Genomic DNA, 19267 nt, shown 5'->3' with positions numbered 1-19267 from the left:
GTGGGCGCGCCTGTGACCGGTGCGCGGGAGCGCGCGGTGCTTGCGACGGGCCCGCGCGTGTGGTGGGGGGCGATCGCGGCCCTCGCCGCTCTGGTGGTCGTCGCGCTCGGGGTTCTCTACGGCGGTGCCGGCGGGCCCGGGGCGGTGGACGCGCGGGTCGGGGCGGCGGTGGACGGTGCGGGGACGTCGTGGCGGCATGTCGCCCTGGCCACGGACTTCCTGGGGGAGCCCGGGGGAGCGGCGATGCTGGTGGGGGCCGCGGCGGCGGCCGCCCTGTTGCTTCGGTGGCCTCGTGCGGCGGTGTTCGTCGTGGCCGGTCCCGGCCTGAGCGTGGTGGCGACGAAGCTTCTCAAGCCACTGGTGGGGCGCACCATCCACGACGGTCACCTCTCCTACCCGAGCGGGCACACCGCCTTCCTCACCGCGTTCGCCCTCGCGGTGGCGCTGCTCGTGACCGGACGGCTCCGGCTCGGCGGCGCGGCCGGCCCGTCGCTCGTGCTCGCCACGGCGACGGCGGCCGGCGCCGCGATGGGCTGGGCACAGGTCACCCTGGGCGCGCACTACCCGACGGACGCGCTCGGCGGCTGGTGCACCGCGCTGGCGGTGACACCGGCCACCGCGTGGCTGGTCGACCGGACCGCCGACAGGCCGGCCGGCCGGACGTCCGGCGCCCCTCAGCCGGAGCGCCGCTGACGTCACGTCACACAGAACGCCGGAACACCGGCTTCACCGGTCGTCCCCCCGTCCACGGCGTGGGATCACCCGCGTCCAGTGCCTTCCGGTACACCGCACACGCCTGCGCCACCACATCGACGGTGTGATCGATGTCGGCGTCACTGAGCGCGTCGCTCACCACGAACGACGGGGCCAGCACCCCGCCCGCGAGGAGCCGGCGCAGGAACAGGGTGCGGTACGGCTGCGACGGCCGCCGGTTCTCGTCGAGGGTGGCGAAGACCAGGTTGCTGGCCCGGCCCCGGACGACGACGTGGTCGGCCACTCCCATGCCGGCCGCGGCGTCGCGGACACCGGCGGCGAGCCGCTCGCCGAGCGCGTGCAGCCGCGCGGTGACGCCCTCCTCGACGTAGGTGGTCTGTACGGCCATCGCCGCCGCCAGCGAGTGCGTCTCGGCCCCGTGCGTGGTGGACAGCAGGAACACCCGGTCGCCGGAGTGACGCAGCCCGCCCCACTCCATCAGGTCGCGGCGCCCGGCCAGCGCGGAGACGGCGCATCCGTTGCCCAGCGCCTTGCCGAAGGTGGAGAGGTCGGGGACGACGCCGTACAGGCCCTGGGCGCCCGCCTCGGACCAGCGGAAGCCGGTGATCATCTCGTCGAAGACCAGGACGCAGCCGTGCCGGTCGGCCAGTTCCCGCAGACCGGCGAGATACCCGGGCGGCGGCTCGGTGTGGGTGGCCGGTTCGAGGATCAGGCAGGCGACCTCGTCCCGGTACCGGGTGAGCAGTTCCTCGGTGGCGGCCAGGTCGCCGTACGGGAACGCCACGGTGAGGTCGGTGGTCGCCGCCGGAACACCGGCGGACATGGGCGTGGTGCCGATGAACCAGTCGTCGACGGAGTAGAAGGGATGGTCGCCGCAGATGGCGACTCGTGCGCGACCGGTGACGGCGCGGGCGAGACGTACCGCGGCGGTGGTGACGTCGGAGCCGTTCTTCGCGAACTTCACCATCTCCGCGGTCGGCACGGTGGCCAGGAAGCGTTCCGCGGCCTCGACCTCCACGACGGACGGCCGGACGAAGTTGCTGCCGCGGCCGAGTTCGCGCCGTACCGCCTCGACCACGCGCGGGTGCGCGTGCCCGAGGCTCACCGACCGCAGGCCGGAGCCGTATTCGACGTAGCGGTTGCCGTCGACGTCCCACACATGGGCACCGCGGCCGTGGCTGATGACCGGGGCCACGTCGTCGGGATACTGGTCGTCGCCCTTGGCGTAGGTGTGCGCGCCCCCGGGAATCATGGCGTGCAGCCGCTCGTTGGCCTGCCGCGACCGGGGCAGGCGGAGGCCTCCGGACTCTTGGGTGTCCACGCGTACTTCAGCCCTCTCTCTGCTTCAGGACCTCGGCGAGGCTCGGCGCCTCCCGGTCCCGCTCGGACATCGACCTGGGCGGCAGCGGCCAGGGAACGGCGAGTTCGGGGTCGTCGAAGGCGATCGTGACGTCCTCGGCCGGGTCGTGCGGGCGGTCGATCCGGTAGGAGGTGTCGGCGGTCTCGGTCAACGCCTGGAAGCCGTGCGCGCACCCCGCCGGGATGTACAGGGTCGTCTGCGTCTCGCCGGACATTTCGAAGGTGGCCACGGTGCGGTAGGTCGGGGAACCGGGTCGCAGGTCGACCACGACGTCGAAGATCCGCCCGTACGAGCACCGCACCAGCTTGGCCTCTCCGGCGCCCGAGCGCAGATGCAGCCCGCGCAGCACGCCCCGTACCGAGCGGGACACGCTGTCCTGGACGAAGGCGTCCGGGTCGAGGCCCGCCGAGCGGACCACGTCGGCGTCGAAGGTGCGGCAGAAGAAGCCGCGTTCGTCGGCGTACGGCACCGGCTCGAAGAGGTACGCGCCGGTGATCTCCGGGACCGCGGTCGCCTTCATGACGTCTCCTGTCGGGCGGGGGCGCCGGCGTTGCCGGTCGAGGGGAACAGGGTCGCGGTCAGCACGGTGAACTGCTGCTCCGACCGCCGGACGGCGGCCTCGTTCCGCTCGGCGAGGGTCAGCCGCAGCTCCTCCGAGCGCTTCTCCACCTCCCGGAACTGTTCCAGCAGATGCTCGGCGTCGACCTCGCGGGCCGGGTGGCAGTACGGGGCCAGCCCCATGCGGGCCATCAGGGCGTCGCTCTTGGCCGAGTAGCTGAGCGCGAGCGTCGGCGTGCCCGCCTTCAGCGCGCAGACCAGGTTGTGGTACCGCGTCGCCACCACGGTGTCGGCGGCCGCCGTCTCCTGCATCAGGTCGTCGAGCGAGGCCGTCTCGGCGACGGTGACCAGCGGCGAGCCCACCGCGTCGAGGATCCCGTCGGCCACCGGCCGGTCCAGCTCGTCGCCGGTGAGCAGCCGGACGGGTCTGCCCTCGTCGACGAGCGCGCGGACGAACCGGGTCGTCCCGTCGAGGTAGCGCCGGTGTATCTCGTCGGCCCTGGCTCGGTCGTCGTTGCCGCCGTGGAAGGCCATGACACCGACGCAGACCGTGCCCGGCGGAGCCGAGGGTGCGCTCGCCGGCGGTGTCGGCAGAGCGAACGCGAGGTCTTCGTAGACCTCGTCGCGCGCGGTGTCCACGCCCATGGCCCGCATCGCGTCACGGGACATGTCGTCCCGGAACGACCGGTACGCGGCCAGCCGTGCCGACCAGCGCGTCAGGACCCGGGTCGGCCGCCGCGCGATCGTGGCGGCGCCCACACTGACGAGCGCGACCCGGGTGCGGAGCAGCCGCCCGGTCGCGCAGAGCAGGAACAGCGAGTACGGGAAACCCCATGGCCGCAGTGGCAGGGTGGCTTCCAGGACGCCCGTGCCGGGCACGATCACCACGTCGTGCCGGCGCACCCAGACGGCGGTGCGGACGGCGTCGACGAGTTTGCCGAGCCCCTTGGCCGCGATCGCGCTCGCCCGGGACGCGGTCCGGTACTCGCCGCTGTACCAGTTCAGCCGCGTCGCAGGGATCCCGTACCTGCTCTCGACGTGCTCGGGTCCACCGCACAGCGCGTCCACGACGGCCGCCGGATGCTCGGCGCGGAGGTACCCGAGCACGGCCTCGAGCGAGCCGTCGTTGCCGACGTTGCCGGAGCCGAGCAGCCCGAACAGCCCGACGCGCACCGGCGTTCCGTGGGAAGCGGTCATACCTGCCTCCCCTCACGGCCGGCTACGAGCGCGTCGACGGAGACGGTGTGCCGGCCCGGGTCGACCGGCGCGCGGTCCTCGACCCGCTCACCGGCACCGGGCCGGGTCCGGCTGGTCAGCCACGCGGCGAGGTGGCGGTAGCACGCGCGCCGGTCCGCGGCCGACAGCGGCGCCCGCCGGATCGCCGTGACGAAGCCCCAGACGTACTCGGCGAGCAGCCGGGGCGTCGGGTGCAGCGGGCCCGCCCGGCGCGGGTCCAGGTTGACGCACCGGGCGCGCTTGCCCGGGTTCGCCCGCTCGGCGCGGGTGGGGTGGTCGCGGCGGAAGTACAGCAGCTCCGGCACCTGGTGGAAGGGGCCGTGCAGGGTGATCTCGGCGACGAACGTGCGGTCCGCGTGGTGGTAGCTGTCGTGCGGCTTCACCCGGCGCAGCACGTCGGCCCGCATCACCCCGTAGAAGTCGTCGCCGCCCGGCTCGAACAGCAGACTGCGGAAGCGCTCCGGCGCGCGCGGCGAGTCGGTCGCGAGCCCGTACTCGTAGGGGACCTTCACCTCGCCGTCGCCGTCGACGACCGCCTGCCCGCTGTGCGCGAGGATCACGTCCGGCCGCTCGTCCAGCGCCTGCACGCAGCGGCGCAGCAGGTCCCGGGCGTACAGGTCGTCGTGCGAGGCCCACTTGAACAGCTCGCCCCGGCACTCGGTGAACACGTAGTTGTGGTTGGGCGCGGCGCCGATGTTCCTGGGCAGCCTGAGGTACCGGATGCGTGAGTCCCGCGCGGCGTACCGGCGGCAGATGTCCCGGGTGCCGTCGGTCGAGGCGTTGTCGGAGACGACCAGCTCGAAGTCCTCGTAGGTCTGGCCGAGCAGGGCGTCGAAGGCCTCGGACAGGTACTCCTCGCCGTTGTACACGGGCAGGCCGATGCTCAGCCGGGGATGGGCGGTCATGGCGTCCTCACTTCACGGATGGAATGGTGGTGGCGCTCGCGCAGCGCGGCCCGCAGCTGCAGCCACCAGACGGCGGAGCCACAGGCGGCGGCGGTGGCGACGCCCCAGGCGGAACCGGCCGTGCCGGCCGCGAAGGCACCACCGAGCCCTCCGCCGACGTAGCAGACGGAGGCGAACAGCTGGCAGCGCAGGCTGCGCCGGGCCGCGGCGAGCGCGCGCAGCCCGGCCGCCGCACCGGTGCCGAGGCCGGCGCCCGCGACACCGAGCGTGACCGGCACGACGATGGCCGACGCGGCGGACCAGACGTCACCGAGTACCAGCTCGCCGAGCCGGTCCGGGACCAGCAGCAGCGCCGCGCCCCAGAGCAGGGCGCCGACGGCCTGCCCGCCGCCCAGGAGGAGGCAGAACCTGCCCAGCCGCCGCGGGGCCTCCCGCAGGACCCGGGCCGCCTCCGCCACGGTCACCAGCGACAGCCCCATCAGCACCGCGAGGAAGGGGCCGAGCAGTAGTTCGGCGCCCCGGATCACCCCCACCGCACCGACGCCGACGATCACGCCGAGCCCGTACGCCCGCAGCTGGCTGGAGCCGCTGACGCCGACGTTCTCCACCAGGTACCGGTAACCGAGGTCGCGGTGGTCGCGCAGCCAGTCGCGTGCCCCGCCGAACCTGGGCCGGATGCCGGACTGGAAGCAGCCGTACACGGCGGCCACCGCGGCGGACGTGCCCCACGCGACCACGAACGCGGTCACGCTGGCCACACGGGCCGCCACCACCATGGCGGGGACGAGCGCGACACCCCAGACGACGTCGTTCACGAACGCCTTGCGCCCCTGGCCTGCGGCGAAGAACGAGTACCGCCAGGCGTCCTGCAGCAGCAGCCCGGGCAGCATGAGGCCGAGGCCGGCGAACGCGGGTCCCACCCGGCCGCCCATACCCAGGCCGACCACCAGACAGACCGCGCCGACGGCGGTACCGACACCGAGCGCGGTGCCCGACGACCGGTCCACCGCCCCGCGCCAGGACGCCTCCGGCACACCGCTGAAGCGCACCACGAGCGGGTCGGTGGCCAGCCCGCGCGAGACGCTGAGCACCACGCCGTACGTCACCCAGGCCAGGCTGAACACGCCGAACGCGGTCAGCCCCAGCGAGCGGGCCACGTAGATCCCCACCGCGAAGTTGGAGATGCTGGAGGCCGCCTGGTCGGCCAGCCCCCAGGACAGCCGGCCGGCCATGCCCGCCATGGCCCGCGTGCCGCCGCGCCGGGCGGGTCCGGCCTCGTCCGCCGAGGCCGTCGTCGTCTTCTTCCCTCCGGTGGGCATGGGCGTCATGCCTTGAGCAGCCCTGCGCCGTGCAGGGCGTCGGCCGCGTCGGCGACGGTGTCGAACGGGAGCCCGGACCGCTCGGCGATGTCCAGCAGACCGTGCTCGCCGTCGGAGAGGCTGAGCACCCAGAGCATGGCCATCTGGGCCTGCTTGGCGTCGCTGCGGCCGCCGACCGAGTCGTACAACCCGCGCCGCCCCAGCTGCGGTTCGCCGTAGGGGCTGAGATTGACGTACCGCCGGTCGCGGTCCAGCACGGCGAACGCCTCACGGCAGACGGCGAGCGTGTCCTCCATCGCCCGGGGGGAGACGAAGTCCAGATTGTCCGCCGAGGTGTGGTACTCGGGGTAGCCGGCGTACGGGGTGCGGGTGAGCGAGCCCACGCCGAGGTCGAAGCCGGGCGAGCAGAACTGGCGCTCGTCGTATCCGTACGGTGTGAACTCGGTGACACGGTGCGGGCGTTCGGAGGTTTCCAGCACGTGCCGCATCACCCGGTCGATGCCCGCGTCACCGCGCCTGCTCCGTTTGTAGGTCAGCCGCCCCCGGTCGCCCGCGCAGGCCAGCACCAGGCCGTGCCTGACCCGTTCCACACGCTCCGCGTTGCGGGCCAGCCAGGTGATGGCCCCGATGGTGCCGGGCGCGAACAGGAACCGGTACGTGTAGTACGGCGTCCGCTGCGCCAGCTCCCGCGCCAGGAACGTCGCCACCGCGATGCCGGCCAGGTTGTCGTTGGCCAGCGACGGGTGGCAGACGTGGCAGGAGACGATCACCTCGTCGGGGACCTGCCCGGGGACCACGTGCTCGGCGTAGGTGAGGTGGCCGTCCGCGAGAGTGGAGTCGATCCGGACCTCGTAGTCCCCGTCCGGCAGCGCGTCCAGGGTGTCCTGGGCCAGGCAGAAACCCCAGTCCGGCTTGTAGTAGCTGGTGCGGTACGGCACCCAGGCAGGGTGGTCCGGCAGGGTGTGCAGGTGCGCGCGCAGTTCGGCGAGCGGCATCGTCGCCGACACCGGGACGCTGTAGCCGAGCACGTGGAGGCTGGACGCGGCGAAGTCGACGACCCGGTTGCCGTGCGCGTCGGCGATGTACGCGTCGCGGATGTTCCACTCCTGCGGCACCGTCCAGTCGAGCACCTGCGTCCCCGTCGGCACCTCGTGCACCCGCAGCGGCAGGTACTCGTCCACGATCTCCAGGGTGGCCCGCACCCCGTCGCCCGTGATGCTCCGGCACAGCGGATACATCCGCTCCACCAGCGCGTGCATCCGCTCACCGACCGCCGTCACCGGCTGCGCGCCGGCCGTCGTCATCCGCGCCACCGCAGGGTGTCGTCCACGGAGCCGGCGTCGGCGGCCGCACGCAGCACGGCCAGCCGGGTGAAGCGGCGCTCGAAGTCCTCCCGGGTCAGCCCGTGCTTCCGGTAGGCGTCGGCGAGTTCGAGCGCGCCCTGCTTGACCGTCCACTCGCAGTCGAAGCCGGGCACCGCGGCGCGGAACCGCGAGAAGTCCACCCGGTACGACCTCGGATCGGCACCGGTCTCCCCGGTGATCACCACGCGTGAGTCCGGCACCGCCGCCGCGACCTGCTCGGCGATCTCGGCAACCGTGACGTTGTTGACCTCGCTGCCGATGTTGAACGCCCGGTCGTGCACCGCCTCCCGGGGCGCGGTCAGCGCGGCCGTGAAGGCCCGGGCGATGTCCACGGCGTGCACCAGCGGACGCCAGGGGGTGCCGTCCGAGAGCACCAGCACCTCGCCGGACAGCAGCGCGTGGCCCACCAGGTTGTTCAGCACGATGTCGGCGCGCAGCCGGGGCGAATGGCCGAAGGCGGTGGCGTTGCGCATGTACACCGGGCTGAAGTCGCCGTCGCACAGCGCGTGCAGGTCGTCCTCCACCCGCACCTTGGACTCCGCGTACGGCGTCACAGGCCGCAGCGGGGCGTCCTCGGCCACCAGCTCGCCGCCGCCCGCGGCGCCGTAGACCGAGCAGGTCGACGCGTACAGGAAGCGCCGCACCCCGGCGTCACGGGCGAGCCGGGCCAACCGCACGGACGCGTGGTGGTTGATGTCGTACGTCAGCTCCGGCGCCAGGGAGCCCAGTGGGTCGTTGGAGAGCGCGGCCAGGTGGATCACGGCGTCCACCCCGCTCACGTGCTCCGCCGTGACGTCACGCAGGTCGACCCGGTGCCCGGGCGGGTCCTCGGGCGAGGGGCCCAGCAGGCAGTCGGCGAACAGGCCGGCGTCGAGACCGACGACCTCGTGCCCGGCGGCGGTGAGGACGGGCGCCATCACGGTGCCCAGATAGCCCTGGTGTCCGGTCAGCAGTACGCGCAAGGTTGTTCAACCCCCCAGGTTGAGAGTGAGTTTGGTGACGGCGAACGCCTCGGCGTAGCGCGCGTGGCATTCGATGCCGCGGATCCGGGCGAGACCGAGGAAGGCCTCCCGGTCGTACCAGGGCCGGTGCCGCTGCGAGGGGTAGTGCTCCTGGAGCAGCCGTACCTTCCGCTCCGCGATCTCCGGCGACAGCGGCTGGTAGGCCACCGGGCGCCCGAGATCGCCGTCCCACTTCGCGATCTCGTAACGGAGCACCAGGTGGTCGCGGAACGCGGTGGTCATCAGCTCCGCCAGGTTGCGGTGGTCCTGGTGCGCGTCGTCGGTGCGCGGCGCCAGCACGAGATCCGGTTCGGCCCGCTCGCGCAGCTCCTCGACCGCGGCCTTGGCCTCCTCCCAGTGCGCGGGCATCCGGCCGTCCGGCAGCTTGAGCACGGTCAGCCGCAGATCGGCGCCCGGGCAGAAGGCGTCGAGCGCGGCCTGCTCCTCCTGCTCCCGCTCGCCGCCACCACCGGACAGCACCAGCGCGTCGACGCGGACACCCGGCCGCGCGGTGCACAGCGTGAGCAAGGTGCCGCCGGCACCGATGGCGATGTCGTCGCAGTGCGCGCCCACCGCGACGATCCGGTCCAGGGGTCCGGCTCCGAGCCCGATCACGCGCCCGCTCCGACGCCGGCCCGCTCCCACACGGCCCACGGACGGTCGCCCTGGGCGTAGGCGGCGTCGAGCGCGGCCCGCTCCTTCACCGTGTCGGTGGGCTTCCAGAAGCCGCGGTGCTGGTGCGCCACCAGCCTTCCCCGCTTGGCCAGTTGGGCGCATCCGTCGGCGACCAGGTCGCCGTTCTCCGGTATGTGGTCGAAGACTTCCTGACGGAGCACGAAGTAGCCGCCGTTCTCCCACAGCGGCAGTTCGCCGACCGCGGTGATGCCGCCCACCAGGCCGTCCTCGCCCAGCTCCACGCAGTGGAACGACGACTGCGGCGGGACGACCATCATCGACGCCCCGGCATCGCGCGCGGCGAACCGGTCGATCATCTCCGGCAGCGGGGCGTCGGTGAGCACGTCGGCGTAGTTGGCGAGGAACATCTCGTCGCCGTCCAGGTGGTGGCGCACCCGGCGCAGGCGTTCCCCGATCGGCGACTCGATGCCGGTCTGCGCGAACGTGATCGTCCAGTCGGAGATGTCCGTGGACAGCAGCTCGGTGCGCCCGCCGCGCAGGACGAAGTCGTTGGACGTCGTCTCCTCGTAGTTGAGGAAGAAGTCCTTGATGTGGTGCGCGCCGTACCCGAGGCACAGGATGAACTCGGTGTGCCCGAAGTGCGCGTAGTACCGCATGACGTGCCAGATCAGCGGGCGCGGGCCGACCATCGCCATCGGCTTGGGCACGTCGTCGGAGGTGCCGCTGCGCATCCGCATGCCGTAACCGCCGCAGAACAGGACGACCTTCATCGCTTGACCTCGACAATGCTCAGTTCCGGAATGGGGAAGACCAGCCGGCCGCCCCAGTCGTGCACGAAGGACAACTGCTCGACCAGCTCGTCCCGCAGGTTCCAGGGGAGGACGAGGACGTAGTCCGGGCGGTCGGTGCCGATCTGCTCGGGCGGCAGGATCGGGATGCGGGTGCCCGGGGTGAACCTGCCGTGCTTGTACGGGTTGCGGTCGACCGTGTACGGCAGCAGGTCGGGCCGGATGCCGCAGTGGTTGAGCAGGGTGTTGCCCTTGCCCGGCGCGCCGTAGCCGACCACGGTCTCGCCGCGCTCGGCCGCCTCGACGAGGAACCGCAGCAGGTCCCGGCGCACCTTGGCCACCCGGGCGGAGAACTCGGTGTACCCGGACAGCTCCTGCAGCCCGGCGGCCTTCTCCCGGGCCAGCACGTCGGCCACCCGCCGGGTCGGCTCGCCCGCCGCCTCGGCCGGCCGGGCCCACAGCCGGATGGAACCGCCGTGCGTGGGCAGCAGCTCGACGTCCACGAGGGCGAGCCCGCCGCTCGCCAGCGCCCGGATCGCGGACGCGACCGTGTAGTACTGGAAGTGCTCGTGGTAGATCGTGTCGTACTGGTTCTCCTCGATCAGCGTCAGCAGGTGCTGCACCTCGATCGAGACCCAGCCGTCGTCGGCGACCAGGGCGCGCAGCCCCTGGGTGAACCCGACCACGTCGGGGATGTGCGCGTACACGTTGTTGGCCACGACCAGGTCCGCCGGGCCGTGCTCGGCGCGGACCGCGGTGCCGGTCTCCGGATCCAGGAACGCCGTGAGCGTGGGCACACCCGCCTCCCGCGCCGCGGCGCCGACGTTCACCGAGGGCTCGATGCCCAGGCAGCGGATCCCGCGGTCCGTCACGTGCCTCAGCAGGTACCCGTCGTTGCTGGCGACCTCGACCACGAAGGCGGCGGGGCCCAGGTCCAGCCGCGCCGCGGCGTCGGCGACGAAGGTGCGCGCGTGCTCCACCCAGGAGGTCGAGTAGGAGGAGAAGTACGCGTACTGCGTGAACGTCTCCTCAGGCGTGATCAGCGGAGGTATCTGCGCGAGCCAGCAGTCGGTGCAGACCCGCAGGTGGAGCGGGTATGTCGGCTCCGGCTGGGCCAGTTGCTCCGCCGAGAGGAAGCTCTCGCACGGTGGTGTCGCCCCCAGGTCGACGACGCTCTCCGTCGCCTCGGAGCCGCAGAGTCGGCATCTTGTCATGTGCTGTTCCCATCCCCCCTGCCCGCGCGGGCGCGCCCGCCCCGGGCCAGTGCTGACCGATCCGCGATCGCGGTGCGGTACCCCTCCAACAGGCGTTCCAGCCCGACGACCGGGCTGAAGCCCTGCTCGTAGCGGAGCCGGGCCGCCTGCCCCATCTCCCGGTTGCGGGACGCCCCGGCCGTGATCCGGCGCAGGCACGAGGCGAGCGAGGCGGGCTCGCCCGGCCGGTGCAGCAGCCCGCTCACCCCGTCCTCGACGAGTTCCACGAAGGCGCCGTGACCGGCGGCGACGGCCGGGACCCCCGCGGCCATCGCCTCCACGACCACCAGGCCGAACGCCTCCAGCCAGGTGGACGGCGCCACCACGGCGACCGACCGCGCGACGGCCTCCCGGCACTGGGCCGGGTCGTACAGGCCGACGTACCGCACGTCGTCCCGGCCCGCCGCCCAGGCGGCCACCTCCCGCTCCAGCGGCCCCGCGCCGGCGATCACGAGCGGCACGCCCACGCCACCGCCGGCGGCGATCTCGTCCCACGCGGCCATCAGCAGCCGCACCCCCTTGGCCTCCGCGAGGCGGCCGAGGAAGAGCAGGTGCTCGCCGGGGCCCGTCCGCCGGGCGCCCGGATCGGGCACGAAGTTGTGCTTCACCGACAGCCGTTCGGGCGGCATGCCCGCTCCGACCAGCACGTCGCGCTGCGCCGCGGAGATGCAGAAGAACCGCTCCACGCCGGACCACCAGCGCCGCCGGTTGACCGACATGCTGACCGCGAGCGGCACCGTCGCCAGCCGGGAGTTCCGGTAGCAGCCGTGCCGGACCGCGGGCAGCGGACCGGACCCGACGCACTCGGTGCACGGCCGGCCGTCCCGCTGCAGGGTGCCCGGCGGGCACACCTGGGTGTAGTTGTGCAGCGTGGCGACGGCGGGCACACCCGCGTCGGCACACGCGGCCAGCACCGCCGGCGACAGGAGCGGGAAGACGTTGTGGATGTGCACCACGTCCGGCCGCTGGGCACGGAGCCGCGCGGCGAGCTCCGCCCGCACCGCCGGATTCCACGGCACGAGGAGCGGCACCGCGACCTTGCCCGGCAGCGACCGGGCCGCGATCTCGTCGCTGCGCCGCTCGAACAGCTCGACCCGGTGCCCGGCCCCGCGCAGCAGCGCCACCTCCTGGTCGACGACCTTGTTCTCCCCGCTCGGCTGCGCCGAGGCGTAGCGGTTGTGCGCCACGAGCACGTGCATCTCAGGTCACCTCCGGTGTGCTGCGGGCCCATCGCGGTACGTGTCGGCCGGGGGCTCCCGGCGTCGGCAGGGGAGCGGCCGCCGGGGCGGGAACCGCCAGGAGCGACGCGGCCACGGCCAGGTGCAGCAGATACGGCGAGGCGTCGCCCAGCCCCGCCTCGGTGTACGACGCGATCGCGCAGTAGCTGATCAGGAAGATCGCGCAGGCCCTCGACAGCGAGGGCGGCCGCAGCAGCGCGACGGCGCCCAGGACGACGACCATGCCCGCGACGAGTGCCACGCCGGTCACGCCCTGCTCGTGGTAGACGGCCAGCCAGCTGTTGTCGATCGGCAGCCCGCCGAACGACTTGTCGCCCAGGCCCGCGCCGAACAGGTACTCCGCAGTCGTCCGGGGAGCCGCCAGCAGGGCGTCCCAGACCTTGGCCCGCCCCGTGAGGCTGGTGAAGTTCTCCTCGCTCTGGCCGCGCAGGAACCACGCGTGCAGCGCGGAGCCGAACACCACCGCCGCCAGCGCGGCGCACCCCACCGCCCGGACGAAGAACCGCCGGGCGGCGGCGCTGGTCAGGACGAGCGAGCCGATCGCCAGGGCCAGCCCGACGAGCAGACCGAGCGTGGCGGTCCGGGTATGGGTCAGCATGAGCAGGACGAGCGCCGGCACGACGACCACCGCCGCACTGGTCCTATCGGTCCGGTGGCCGAGCACGAGCAGCACGGTCAGGCCGATGACCACCGCGGCGTACTGTCCGATCTGCGGCGGGGTGAGCGGCCACAGGGCGCCGACCAGCCGCCCGCCGTACAGGTCGGGCATGGCCTTGCCCGGTGAGACGACCGCGCCGGCGGCCACCGTCCCGAGGACCGCCACGTACATCCGGATGTGGTGCCGGACGAACGTCGTGCCGCCGTCCCACCAGCGGCTGAGCAGCCACAGGGTGGCGAGGAAGAGCGCCAGCCGGGCGCAGCGGAACAACGCGCCGAACCCGGACTCCAGGCTCAGGCTGGAGAGCACGCTCGGCACCAGCAGCAGGGTGAGCAGGAGGAGGAAGGAGCTTGCCCGCACGCGCAGCCGGAGGTTGACCACGAGCGCCAGCGCGAACGCGGCGACCAGCGCGCCCATGGTGACCATCTGGATGAGGGAGCGGGGGAGCGGCACGACGGTCTCCGCCCCGGTGGAACCCAGCGTGTTGAGGACCAGCAGCCCCCAGACCGTCGCCACGGTCCTCGGCGCGGTGTGGCCGGTGGTCATCTCAACCACCGTCCCGAGCACGGAAGGTACTGCCCTCGTCCTGCCGGTACGGCATGCCCTGCCACTGTCCGGAGTCGAGGGTGCGGCTCGGGTCGTGGGCGACGAACGTCCACGCGCCGAGGTAGACGTTGTCGTACCAGCGGTTGTGCTGCTCGCCGGTGATCGCCTCCGCCACCCGCTCGCCCTGGTACGGCGACCAGTCCGGGTAGGTCCCGTAGTTCGCCAGTACCGCCATCCGGTCGCAGAGCGCCGTGCAGTCGACGACGGACTTGTCCAGCACGAAGCGGTTGTCGTGGATGTCCACCCGCTGGGTCTTCCACCGGCAGTCGGCGTACAGCGGTGCGGTGGCGATCGCCGGCTGTGCGCACCGGCCGGTGTCCTTCACCAGGAGCGTGCACTCGCCGGAGGAGGTGTTGGCCGGGCTGTTGCAGAACCGGTCGGCGTTCTCCCACAGGGTGATCCCGGACCAGTTGTTCTCCAGCAAGTTGCCGTAGATCTCGATCCGGTCCGTGCGGGCCCGGATCCGCGGTTCGCCGCCGGACTCGGACACGTAGACGGTCGCGAGCGGGAAGCTGTCGCCGCGGTCGGCGTACCTGCGGCCCTCGACCCAGTTGTTGCGCCGGATCGTGTTCTTGCGGACGACGGCGTTGTAGCTGGTCTCGTAGATCAGCGCGGCACCGTCGTTGGCCTCCAGCACGTTGCCCTCGATGCGGAAGTCGTTGTTGTTGGTGTCCGCCCACAGGCCGGCTCCGCGGTTGTCGTGCACCCAGTTGCCGCGGACGTCGGCGCCGTCGACGGCCCAGAACTTGACGCCTCCGGTGCAGCCGCACCCCGGCCGCCGCCGCTCCCAGTCGTCCCTGTTGTTGCCCGTGATCTCGTTGCCCTCGACCACCAGGCCGGTGATGCCGCCGCCGCCCTTGTACGCGTTCATGCCGTACTGGCCGTTGTCGCGCAGACAGCTGGCGCGGACCCGCTGGCGGGCACCGGCCATCAGCCCGGCACCGGAGTTGTGCTGGATCGTCGCGTGCTCGATCACCCACCCGTCGGCGGAGTCGTGGTTGACCACGCCCTCGTCGTGCGGCGCGACGAACCCCTGCACGGTCAGGTGGCGGATGGTCACGTCGCGGGCGGTGCCGCCGAACGCGTACTGGTTGGTCTTCCGGCCGTCGAGCACCGCGCCCGGGGCTCCGAGATACCTGTTCCCCTCCTTGGGGACGACCTGCGCGTAACGGTCCGGCTGGAGCCGGTGGGTGCCCGGACGCAGCCAGAACGTGGTGTTCGGCGGACTCTTCCTGGTCTTCGCGGCCAGATCGCCGGCGACCGCGGGGTCCACCGTCACCGCGCCCGCGGGCGCCTTCGCGGGACCGGCGGCCGGCTCGGCGCACACGCGTGCCACCGGCGCGGTCGGCGCGGCGGTCGGCTTCGGCCGCGCGGCCTGCGTGCTCTCACAGCCGGTCGCCGCCAGCAGGGCCAGCGCCAGCGGTGCGGCAGGCAACGCCCAGCGCCGCCACTTGATCCCCACGCGGCCCCCTAGCCGTGGAACCTGAGTACGGTGGTGAACCCCTCGGCCCCGTCGGAGAAGCCGGTGCCGACGAGCGTCGTGGCGGGTTCCTTGCGCCCGAAACCGGGGGAGTACCAGCCCAGCGGCGGATCGGTCTCGCCGCGGTGCGCGCGCCAGCTCAGCTCCCCGGGCAGGTCGAGCACGGCGGAGTGCTCCGCGCCGTCCCGGGTCCAGCTGAGGGCGGCCCGGCTCCCCGTCAGGTCCGCGGTGACCGCCGGACCGAGGTGGAAGGCCAGCCGCACGGACCGGCGCGGGCCGCGCACCTCGTCGACCACCTTCAGCTCCCGGCTCGCGGCCGTCAGCTCCACCCGGCGGCGGTGCACGGAGCGCTGGTATCCGTCGTGCTCGGCGCACCACCGGGCCGTGCCCCCGTCCAGGGCCCCGGACGGGTCCGCGACCAGCACCCGGCTGCGGGCGTGCCGGGTCCACAGGAACGGGCCGCCGGAGACGGACTGGTCGGCGTCGTCCAGCTGCAGGGTGTTGTGACCGAGCGTCGACCGGAAGTACCGCCGCCACACGGGTTGCCCGTGGTAGCAGAACGTCCCGGGGTCGGCGAGCACGTCGACGCCGTCCTGCCGGACCTCCACGGACAGCGCGTCCGCGTGCGCGTGCGCGGCGATGGACAGGAAGCCGTGCGGACCGCCGTCGCAGCGGCACCAGATCCCGGCCGGCCCCCGCAGGACGGTGAGCCCCGCGTCGGCGAAGTGGGCCGGGCGGCTCGCCGGGCGGGTCACCGGGGGCACGGCTCCGTCCTCCGGGTACGGCCGGACGAGCGCGGCCAGCAGCGGGGTGCGCACGTCGGTTCCGGTCACCTCCGGCCACCAGGCGCGCCGCCCGAACACCGCGTCCCCGGTGGCCAGCAGCGAGCCCCAGCGGTCGGTGCCCGCGCCGTCCAGGACCAGACCGTGGCCGTCGTCGGCGTCCCCTTGGCGCGGCGGCCGCAACCGGTCGTCGACGATCGCCGCGAGCGCGTCGGTCATCCGCAGCAGCACCAGCCGGACCGTCGGCGGCACCGGCACCCCGGCGAGATCCGCCTCCGCCAGGGCGGCCAGGCCGAGTTCCAGCACGAGCCCGTGGTACTCGGTGGCCAGCTCGCGGTTGAGGCCGGACCGGAAGGTGTTGCCCCGCAGGTGCCGCTCCAGGGAGCGCAGCGCGTCGGCCCGCAGCCGCGCCGAGGTGGGGAACCACCCGAAGGCGCAGGACGCCGCGAACTGCCCGGCGGCCTCGGCGATCACGTGGTTGTTGGCCGACGACCCCCGGCTGGGGAAGGCCGCCAGCCAGCGCTGGTGGTGCCAGATCTGGTTCAGCGCCACCGGGTTGCGCTCGAACAGCTCCGCCGCGCCCGGCCAGCCGTCGAGCAGCCGGCGGACCCACACCCACGACAGCAGCCGGATCCCCAGCTCGATCCCGCTCGTCCAGTGCACCCCGTGCAGCGGCGCGTTCGCCGCCCACCACGACCGCAGATGGTGGGCCACACGCTCCGCGTACCGCTCGTCGCCGGTGATCGCGTAGGCGGCGGCGAGCACGGTGAGGTACTGGTGCCGGGACAGCTCCCAGATCTGCTTGATGTCACCGACCACCTCCTCGTCCCGGTACGGCACCCCGAAGGCGTACCCCCAGGGGGCCCGGCGCCCGGTCTTCGGGTCGTACCACCAGTCCGGGTCGGCCAGGTCGTCGCGGACCACCCCGAAGTACTCGACGTGCCCGGCCATCAGCCGGTCGGCCTCGGCGACGAGACGTTTCGCGGCGTCCGGCGCCACCGCGGCGACCGTCCCCGCGGGCAGCACCGCGGTGAACCGGGCGCCGGTCACCGTCGGGCAGTGCGGCGGTGCCGACCGCCAGCGCCGCCTGCGCAGGGCGTCGCCCGCCCGGCCACCGACCTCCCGCGGCCCCATCCGGGACAGCCGCCGCAGGTACCAGCCCGGACTCCCCGAGGTCACCGTCATCGTGCCGCCGCCAACGCGACCGGCGCGCCGCCGGCCAGACTGGCCTGCACGGCGAGGGTGGCCGTGGTGGTGGCCACCAGCGACTCCAGCGGCACCGGCATCGGCCGACCGGTCCGCACGGCCCTGATGAACGCGGCCAGTTCGGCGTTCTGGCCCTTGTCCCGCGCCTTCGGCAACCGGGAACTCACCCACCGCTTCCGGCCACCGTCGTAGACGGAGGCACGGACGAAGTCGTCGAGCCGCAGCGCCCGGCCGTCGGCGACCAGGTCCAGCGTCTCCTTGGGGAAGCCGGACGGGCCGGTGGTGAGGTAGCTGATGGTGGCGGTCGAGCCGCCGGGGTAGCCCAGCACCACCTGGAGGTCCTCGTTTCCGGGCGTCGCCGTCGCGTACACCGAGACCGGGTCGGCGTCGAGCAGTCGGCTCGCCGTGTCGATGAAGTGCCCGCCCTCACCGGCGAACCGCGAGCCCTGGGTGCCCTGTTGGAGGTACCAGCTGCCGTGCTCCAGCCGGCCCGCGTTGACCAGGTAGCGCAGGCTCGCCGGCCCGGTCCGCGCGCCGAACCGCTCCCGCGCCTCCAGCAGCAGCGGCGCGAACCGGCGGTTGAAGCCCACCTGGATCCGGTCGTTGCCCGACTCCTCGACCGCCGCGAGCACGCCGGCCAGCTCGTCCTCGGTCAGCGCCAACGGCTTCTCCACGAACACCGCCTTGCCGGCCAGCAGCGCCCTACGGGTCAGCTCGGCGTGCGAGCTGTGCCGGGTGACCACGAACACCGCGTCGACGGACGGATCGTCGAGCACCGCGTCGAGTTCCGTGGTCGCCTCGGCGAAACCGAACTTGCGCTGCGCGTTGGCCGCGGACAGCGCCGTCGTGGTGACGACCGTGGACAGCTCGACGCCCTCGCGCTGCGCCAGGTGCGGCAGCAGCATCGACGTCGCGTAGTTCCCGGCGCCGACGAACGCCAGCCGCACCGACGCCTTGCCGGACCGGGCCGGAGCCGGGGCCCCGCCACCGCGGCGCACCGCGGGCACGGTCAGCTCCGGGGCCGCGGCCTCCTCCTTGTGTCCGGGGTACCGGAACAGCACGGCCACGGCCTTGAGACCGCCGTCCTTCAGGCGCTGGTACGTCTCGACGGCGTCGTCGAAGTCGGCCGTGTGGGAGACCAGGGGCTCCACGTCGACGCGACCGCGGGCGACGAGATCGAGGAAGCACGCCAGGTTGCGGCGCTCGGTCCAGCGCACATATCCGATCGGGTAGTCGCGCCCCTCCAGTTCGTACTCCGGGTCGTAGCGGCCGGGACCGTACGAGCGGGAGAACCGGACGTCGAGCTCCTTCTCGTAGTACGCGTTCCAGGGCAGGTCCAGGCTGCACTTGCCGATGTCGACGACCCGGCCGCGGTCCCGGCTCAGCCGGGCGGCCAGCTCGACGGGCTCGTTGCTGCCGCCGCCCGCCGCCAGGTACACCTGGTCCACACCGTGACCGCCGGTGAGTTCGGCGACGGCGTTCTCCACGGCCGGTGCGGAGGGATCGCCGCAGGCCGCCGCGCCGAGGCGCTCGGCCAGTTCGCAGCGCGCCGGGTCGGGGTCGGCGCCGACCACGCGCACCCCCGACGCGGCCAGCAACTGCACCACCAGCTGACCGATCAGCCCGAGGCCGATCACCAACGCCACCTCGCCGAGCTGGGGCTCCCCGCGGCGTACGCCCTGCAACGCGATCGACCCGACGGTGCCGAACGCGGCGTGCCGCGGCGCGAGGCCGTCCGGCACCCGGGTGTAGAGGTTCTTCGGGACCCAGTTCACCTCGGCGTGCAGCGCGTGCTCGTTGCCCGCGCACGCCACCACGTCACCCACCGACACGTCGTCGATCCCGGCGCCGACCTGCTCGACCACCCCGCACAGCGAGTAGCCGAGCGGCGTGTAGGAGTCCAGCTTCCCCATCACCTTGCGGTAGGTGGCGGGCACGCCGTTGGTGGCCACGCTCTGCACCACCTTGGCGACCTGGTCCGGGCGTGAGCGGGCCTTGCCGACCATCGACATGCCGGCCTCGGACACCTTCATCAGCTCGGTCCCGGTGGAGATCAGCGAGTAGGCGCTCCGCACCAGCACACCGCCCGGCTTGCACCCCGGCACCGGGACGTCGAGCAGCGTCAGCTCGCCGCTCTTGTAGTTCTGCACAACCTGTTTCACC

Annotated in this window: 16 protein-coding genes; 1 reads left to right on the top strand and 15 read right to left on the bottom strand. The window is 73.2% G+C overall.

The annotated features are described in order from the left end of the window. The first annotated feature begins 12 nt into the window (after positions 1–12). The gene (locus DMH12_RS04910; RefSeq protein ID WP_125490290.1) at positions 13–693 is read left to right on the top strand and encodes a phosphatase PAP2 family protein; all 681 of its coding nucleotides are present in this window, start codon (positions 13–15) and stop codon (positions 691–693) included. A gap of 7 nt (positions 694–700) precedes the next feature. On the opposite strand, the gene DMH12_RS04905 is transcribed toward DMH12_RS04910, so the two are convergent. From DMH12_RS04905 to DMH12_RS04835, 15 genes are read right to left on the bottom strand one after another with little or no spacing between them, the layout of a single operon-like run. After that, positions 701–2035 carry a glutamate-1-semialdehyde 2,1-aminomutase gene (locus DMH12_RS04905; protein ID WP_125490289.1) on the bottom strand — a complete coding sequence of 445 codons (1335 nt, stop codon included), beginning with the start codon at positions 2033–2035 and terminating at the stop codon, positions 701–703. Positions 2036–2042: 7 nt separating this feature from the next. Next, a complete protein-coding gene (locus tag DMH12_RS04900; RefSeq protein WP_125490288.1) occupies positions 2043–2594 on the bottom strand; it encodes a dTDP-4-dehydrorhamnose 3,5-epimerase family protein in 552 nt (183 codons plus the stop codon). Continuing rightward, positions 2591–3829 (bottom strand): polysaccharide pyruvyl transferase family protein, encoded by a 1239-nt coding sequence (locus DMH12_RS04895; protein ID WP_125490287.1) that lies wholly within the window; start codon positions 3827–3829, stop codon positions 2591–2593. Before DMH12_RS04895 ends, DMH12_RS04900 begins: the two co-directional genes overlap by 4 nt. Beyond that, the gene (locus DMH12_RS04890; protein WP_125490286.1) at positions 3826–4773 is read right to left on the bottom strand and encodes a glycosyltransferase family 2 protein; all 948 of its coding nucleotides are present in this window, start codon (positions 4771–4773) and stop codon (positions 3826–3828) included. The genes DMH12_RS04895 and DMH12_RS04890 overlap by 4 nt, the downstream gene beginning before the upstream one ends. Then, positions 4770–6101 carry a hypothetical protein gene (locus tag DMH12_RS04885; RefSeq protein WP_185832149.1) on the bottom strand — a complete coding sequence of 444 codons (1332 nt, stop codon included), beginning with the start codon at positions 6099–6101 and terminating at the stop codon, positions 4770–4772. Before DMH12_RS04885 ends, DMH12_RS04890 begins: the two co-directional genes overlap by 4 nt. Further along, positions 6098–7396, bottom strand: coding sequence for a DUF4910 domain-containing protein (locus DMH12_RS04880; protein ID WP_125490285.1), 1299 nt, complete (start codon positions 7394–7396; stop codon positions 6098–6100). The genes DMH12_RS04885 and DMH12_RS04880 overlap by 4 nt, the downstream gene beginning before the upstream one ends. Further along, positions 7393–8418 (bottom strand): NAD(P)-dependent oxidoreductase, encoded by a 1026-nt coding sequence (locus DMH12_RS04875; RefSeq protein WP_125490284.1) that lies wholly within the window; start codon positions 8416–8418, stop codon positions 7393–7395. Before DMH12_RS04875 ends, DMH12_RS04880 begins: the two co-directional genes overlap by 4 nt. Before the next feature lie 6 nt (positions 8419–8424). Further along, the gene (locus tag DMH12_RS04870) at positions 8425–9072 is read right to left on the bottom strand and encodes a PIG-L deacetylase family protein (protein WP_125490283.1); all 648 of its coding nucleotides are present in this window, start codon (positions 9070–9072) and stop codon (positions 8425–8427) included. Further along, positions 9069–9863, bottom strand: a complete 795-nt coding sequence (locus DMH12_RS04865) for a sugar phosphate nucleotidyltransferase (protein ID WP_125490282.1) — start codon at positions 9861–9863, stop codon at positions 9069–9071. The genes DMH12_RS04870 and DMH12_RS04865 overlap by 4 nt, the downstream gene beginning before the upstream one ends. Then, positions 9860–11095 carry a class I SAM-dependent methyltransferase gene (locus DMH12_RS04860; RefSeq protein WP_125490281.1) on the bottom strand — a complete coding sequence of 412 codons (1236 nt, stop codon included), beginning with the start codon at positions 11093–11095 and terminating at the stop codon, positions 9860–9862. Before DMH12_RS04860 ends, DMH12_RS04865 begins: the two co-directional genes overlap by 4 nt. Next, complete coding sequence (locus tag DMH12_RS04855; protein WP_125490280.1) at positions 11092–12333, bottom strand: glycosyltransferase; 1242 nt, start codon at positions 12331–12333, stop codon at positions 11092–11094. The genes DMH12_RS04860 and DMH12_RS04855 overlap by 4 nt, the downstream gene beginning before the upstream one ends. 1 nt (position 12334) lies before the next feature. Next, positions 12335–13576 (bottom strand): O-antigen ligase domain-containing protein, encoded by a 1242-nt coding sequence (locus DMH12_RS04850; protein ID WP_125490279.1) that lies wholly within the window; start codon positions 13574–13576, stop codon positions 12335–12337. Between the two features lies 1 nt (position 13577). Beyond that, positions 13578–15098 (bottom strand): right-handed parallel beta-helix repeat-containing protein, encoded by a 1521-nt coding sequence (locus DMH12_RS04845; RefSeq protein ID WP_125490278.1) that lies wholly within the window; start codon positions 15096–15098, stop codon positions 13578–13580. Positions 15099–15106: 8 nt separating this feature from the next. Next, positions 15107–17083 (bottom strand): alginate lyase family protein, encoded by a 1977-nt coding sequence (locus tag DMH12_RS04840; RefSeq protein ID WP_185832148.1) that lies wholly within the window; start codon positions 17081–17083, stop codon positions 15107–15109. Next, on the bottom strand, positions 17080–19266 hold the full coding sequence (locus DMH12_RS04835; protein WP_185832147.1) for a bi-domain-containing oxidoreductase: 2187 nt from the start codon (positions 19264–19266) through the stop codon (positions 17080–17082). The genes DMH12_RS04840 and DMH12_RS04835 overlap by 4 nt, the downstream gene beginning before the upstream one ends. Position 19267: the final 1 nt, after the last annotated feature.

Source organism: Streptomyces sp. WAC 04229 (genome assembly GCF_003947455.1).
GTDB lineage: Bacteria > Actinomycetota > Actinomycetes > Streptomycetales > Streptomycetaceae > Streptomyces.
The sequence above is the reverse complement of the archived record's forward strand: the minus strand, read 5'-3'. Positions and strand labels throughout refer to the sequence as shown.

Excerpts from the sequence above, each read along its gene's own strand:
- DMH12_RS04900 (WP_125490288.1), bottom strand. The coding sequence starts at position 2,594 with ATGAAGGCGACCGCGGTCCCGGAGATCACCGGCGCGTACCTCTTCGAG.
- DMH12_RS04895 (WP_125490287.1), bottom strand. The coding sequence starts at position 3,829 with ATGACCGCTTCCCACGGAACGCCGGTGCGCGTCGGGCTGTTCGGGCTG.
- DMH12_RS04890 (WP_125490286.1), bottom strand. The coding sequence starts at position 4,773 with ATGACCGCCCATCCCCGGCTGAGCATCGGCCTGCCCGTGTACAACGGC.
- DMH12_RS04885 (WP_185832149.1), bottom strand. The coding sequence starts at position 6,101 with ATGACGCCCATGCCCACCGGAGGGAAGAAGACGACGACGGCCTCGGCG.
- DMH12_RS04880 (WP_125490285.1), bottom strand. The coding sequence starts at position 7,396 with ATGACGACGGCCGGCGCGCAGCCGGTGACGGCGGTCGGTGAGCGGATG.
- DMH12_RS04865 (WP_125490282.1), bottom strand. The coding sequence starts at position 9,863 with ATGAAGGTCGTCCTGTTCTGCGGCGGTTACGGCATGCGGATGCGCAGC.
- DMH12_RS04860 (WP_125490281.1), bottom strand. The coding sequence starts at position 11,095 with ATGACAAGATGCCGACTCTGCGGCTCCGAGGCGACGGAGAGCGTCGTC.
- DMH12_RS04855 (WP_125490280.1), bottom strand. The coding sequence starts at position 12,333 with ATGCACGTGCTCGTGGCGCACAACCGCTACGCCTCGGCGCAGCCGAGC.
- DMH12_RS04850 (WP_125490279.1), bottom strand. The coding sequence starts at position 13,576 with ATGACCACCGGCCACACCGCGCCGAGGACCGTGGCGACGGTCTGGGGG.
- DMH12_RS04840 (WP_185832148.1), bottom strand. The coding sequence starts at position 17,083 with ATGACGGTGACCTCGGGGAGTCCGGGCTGGTACCTGCGGCGGCTGTCC.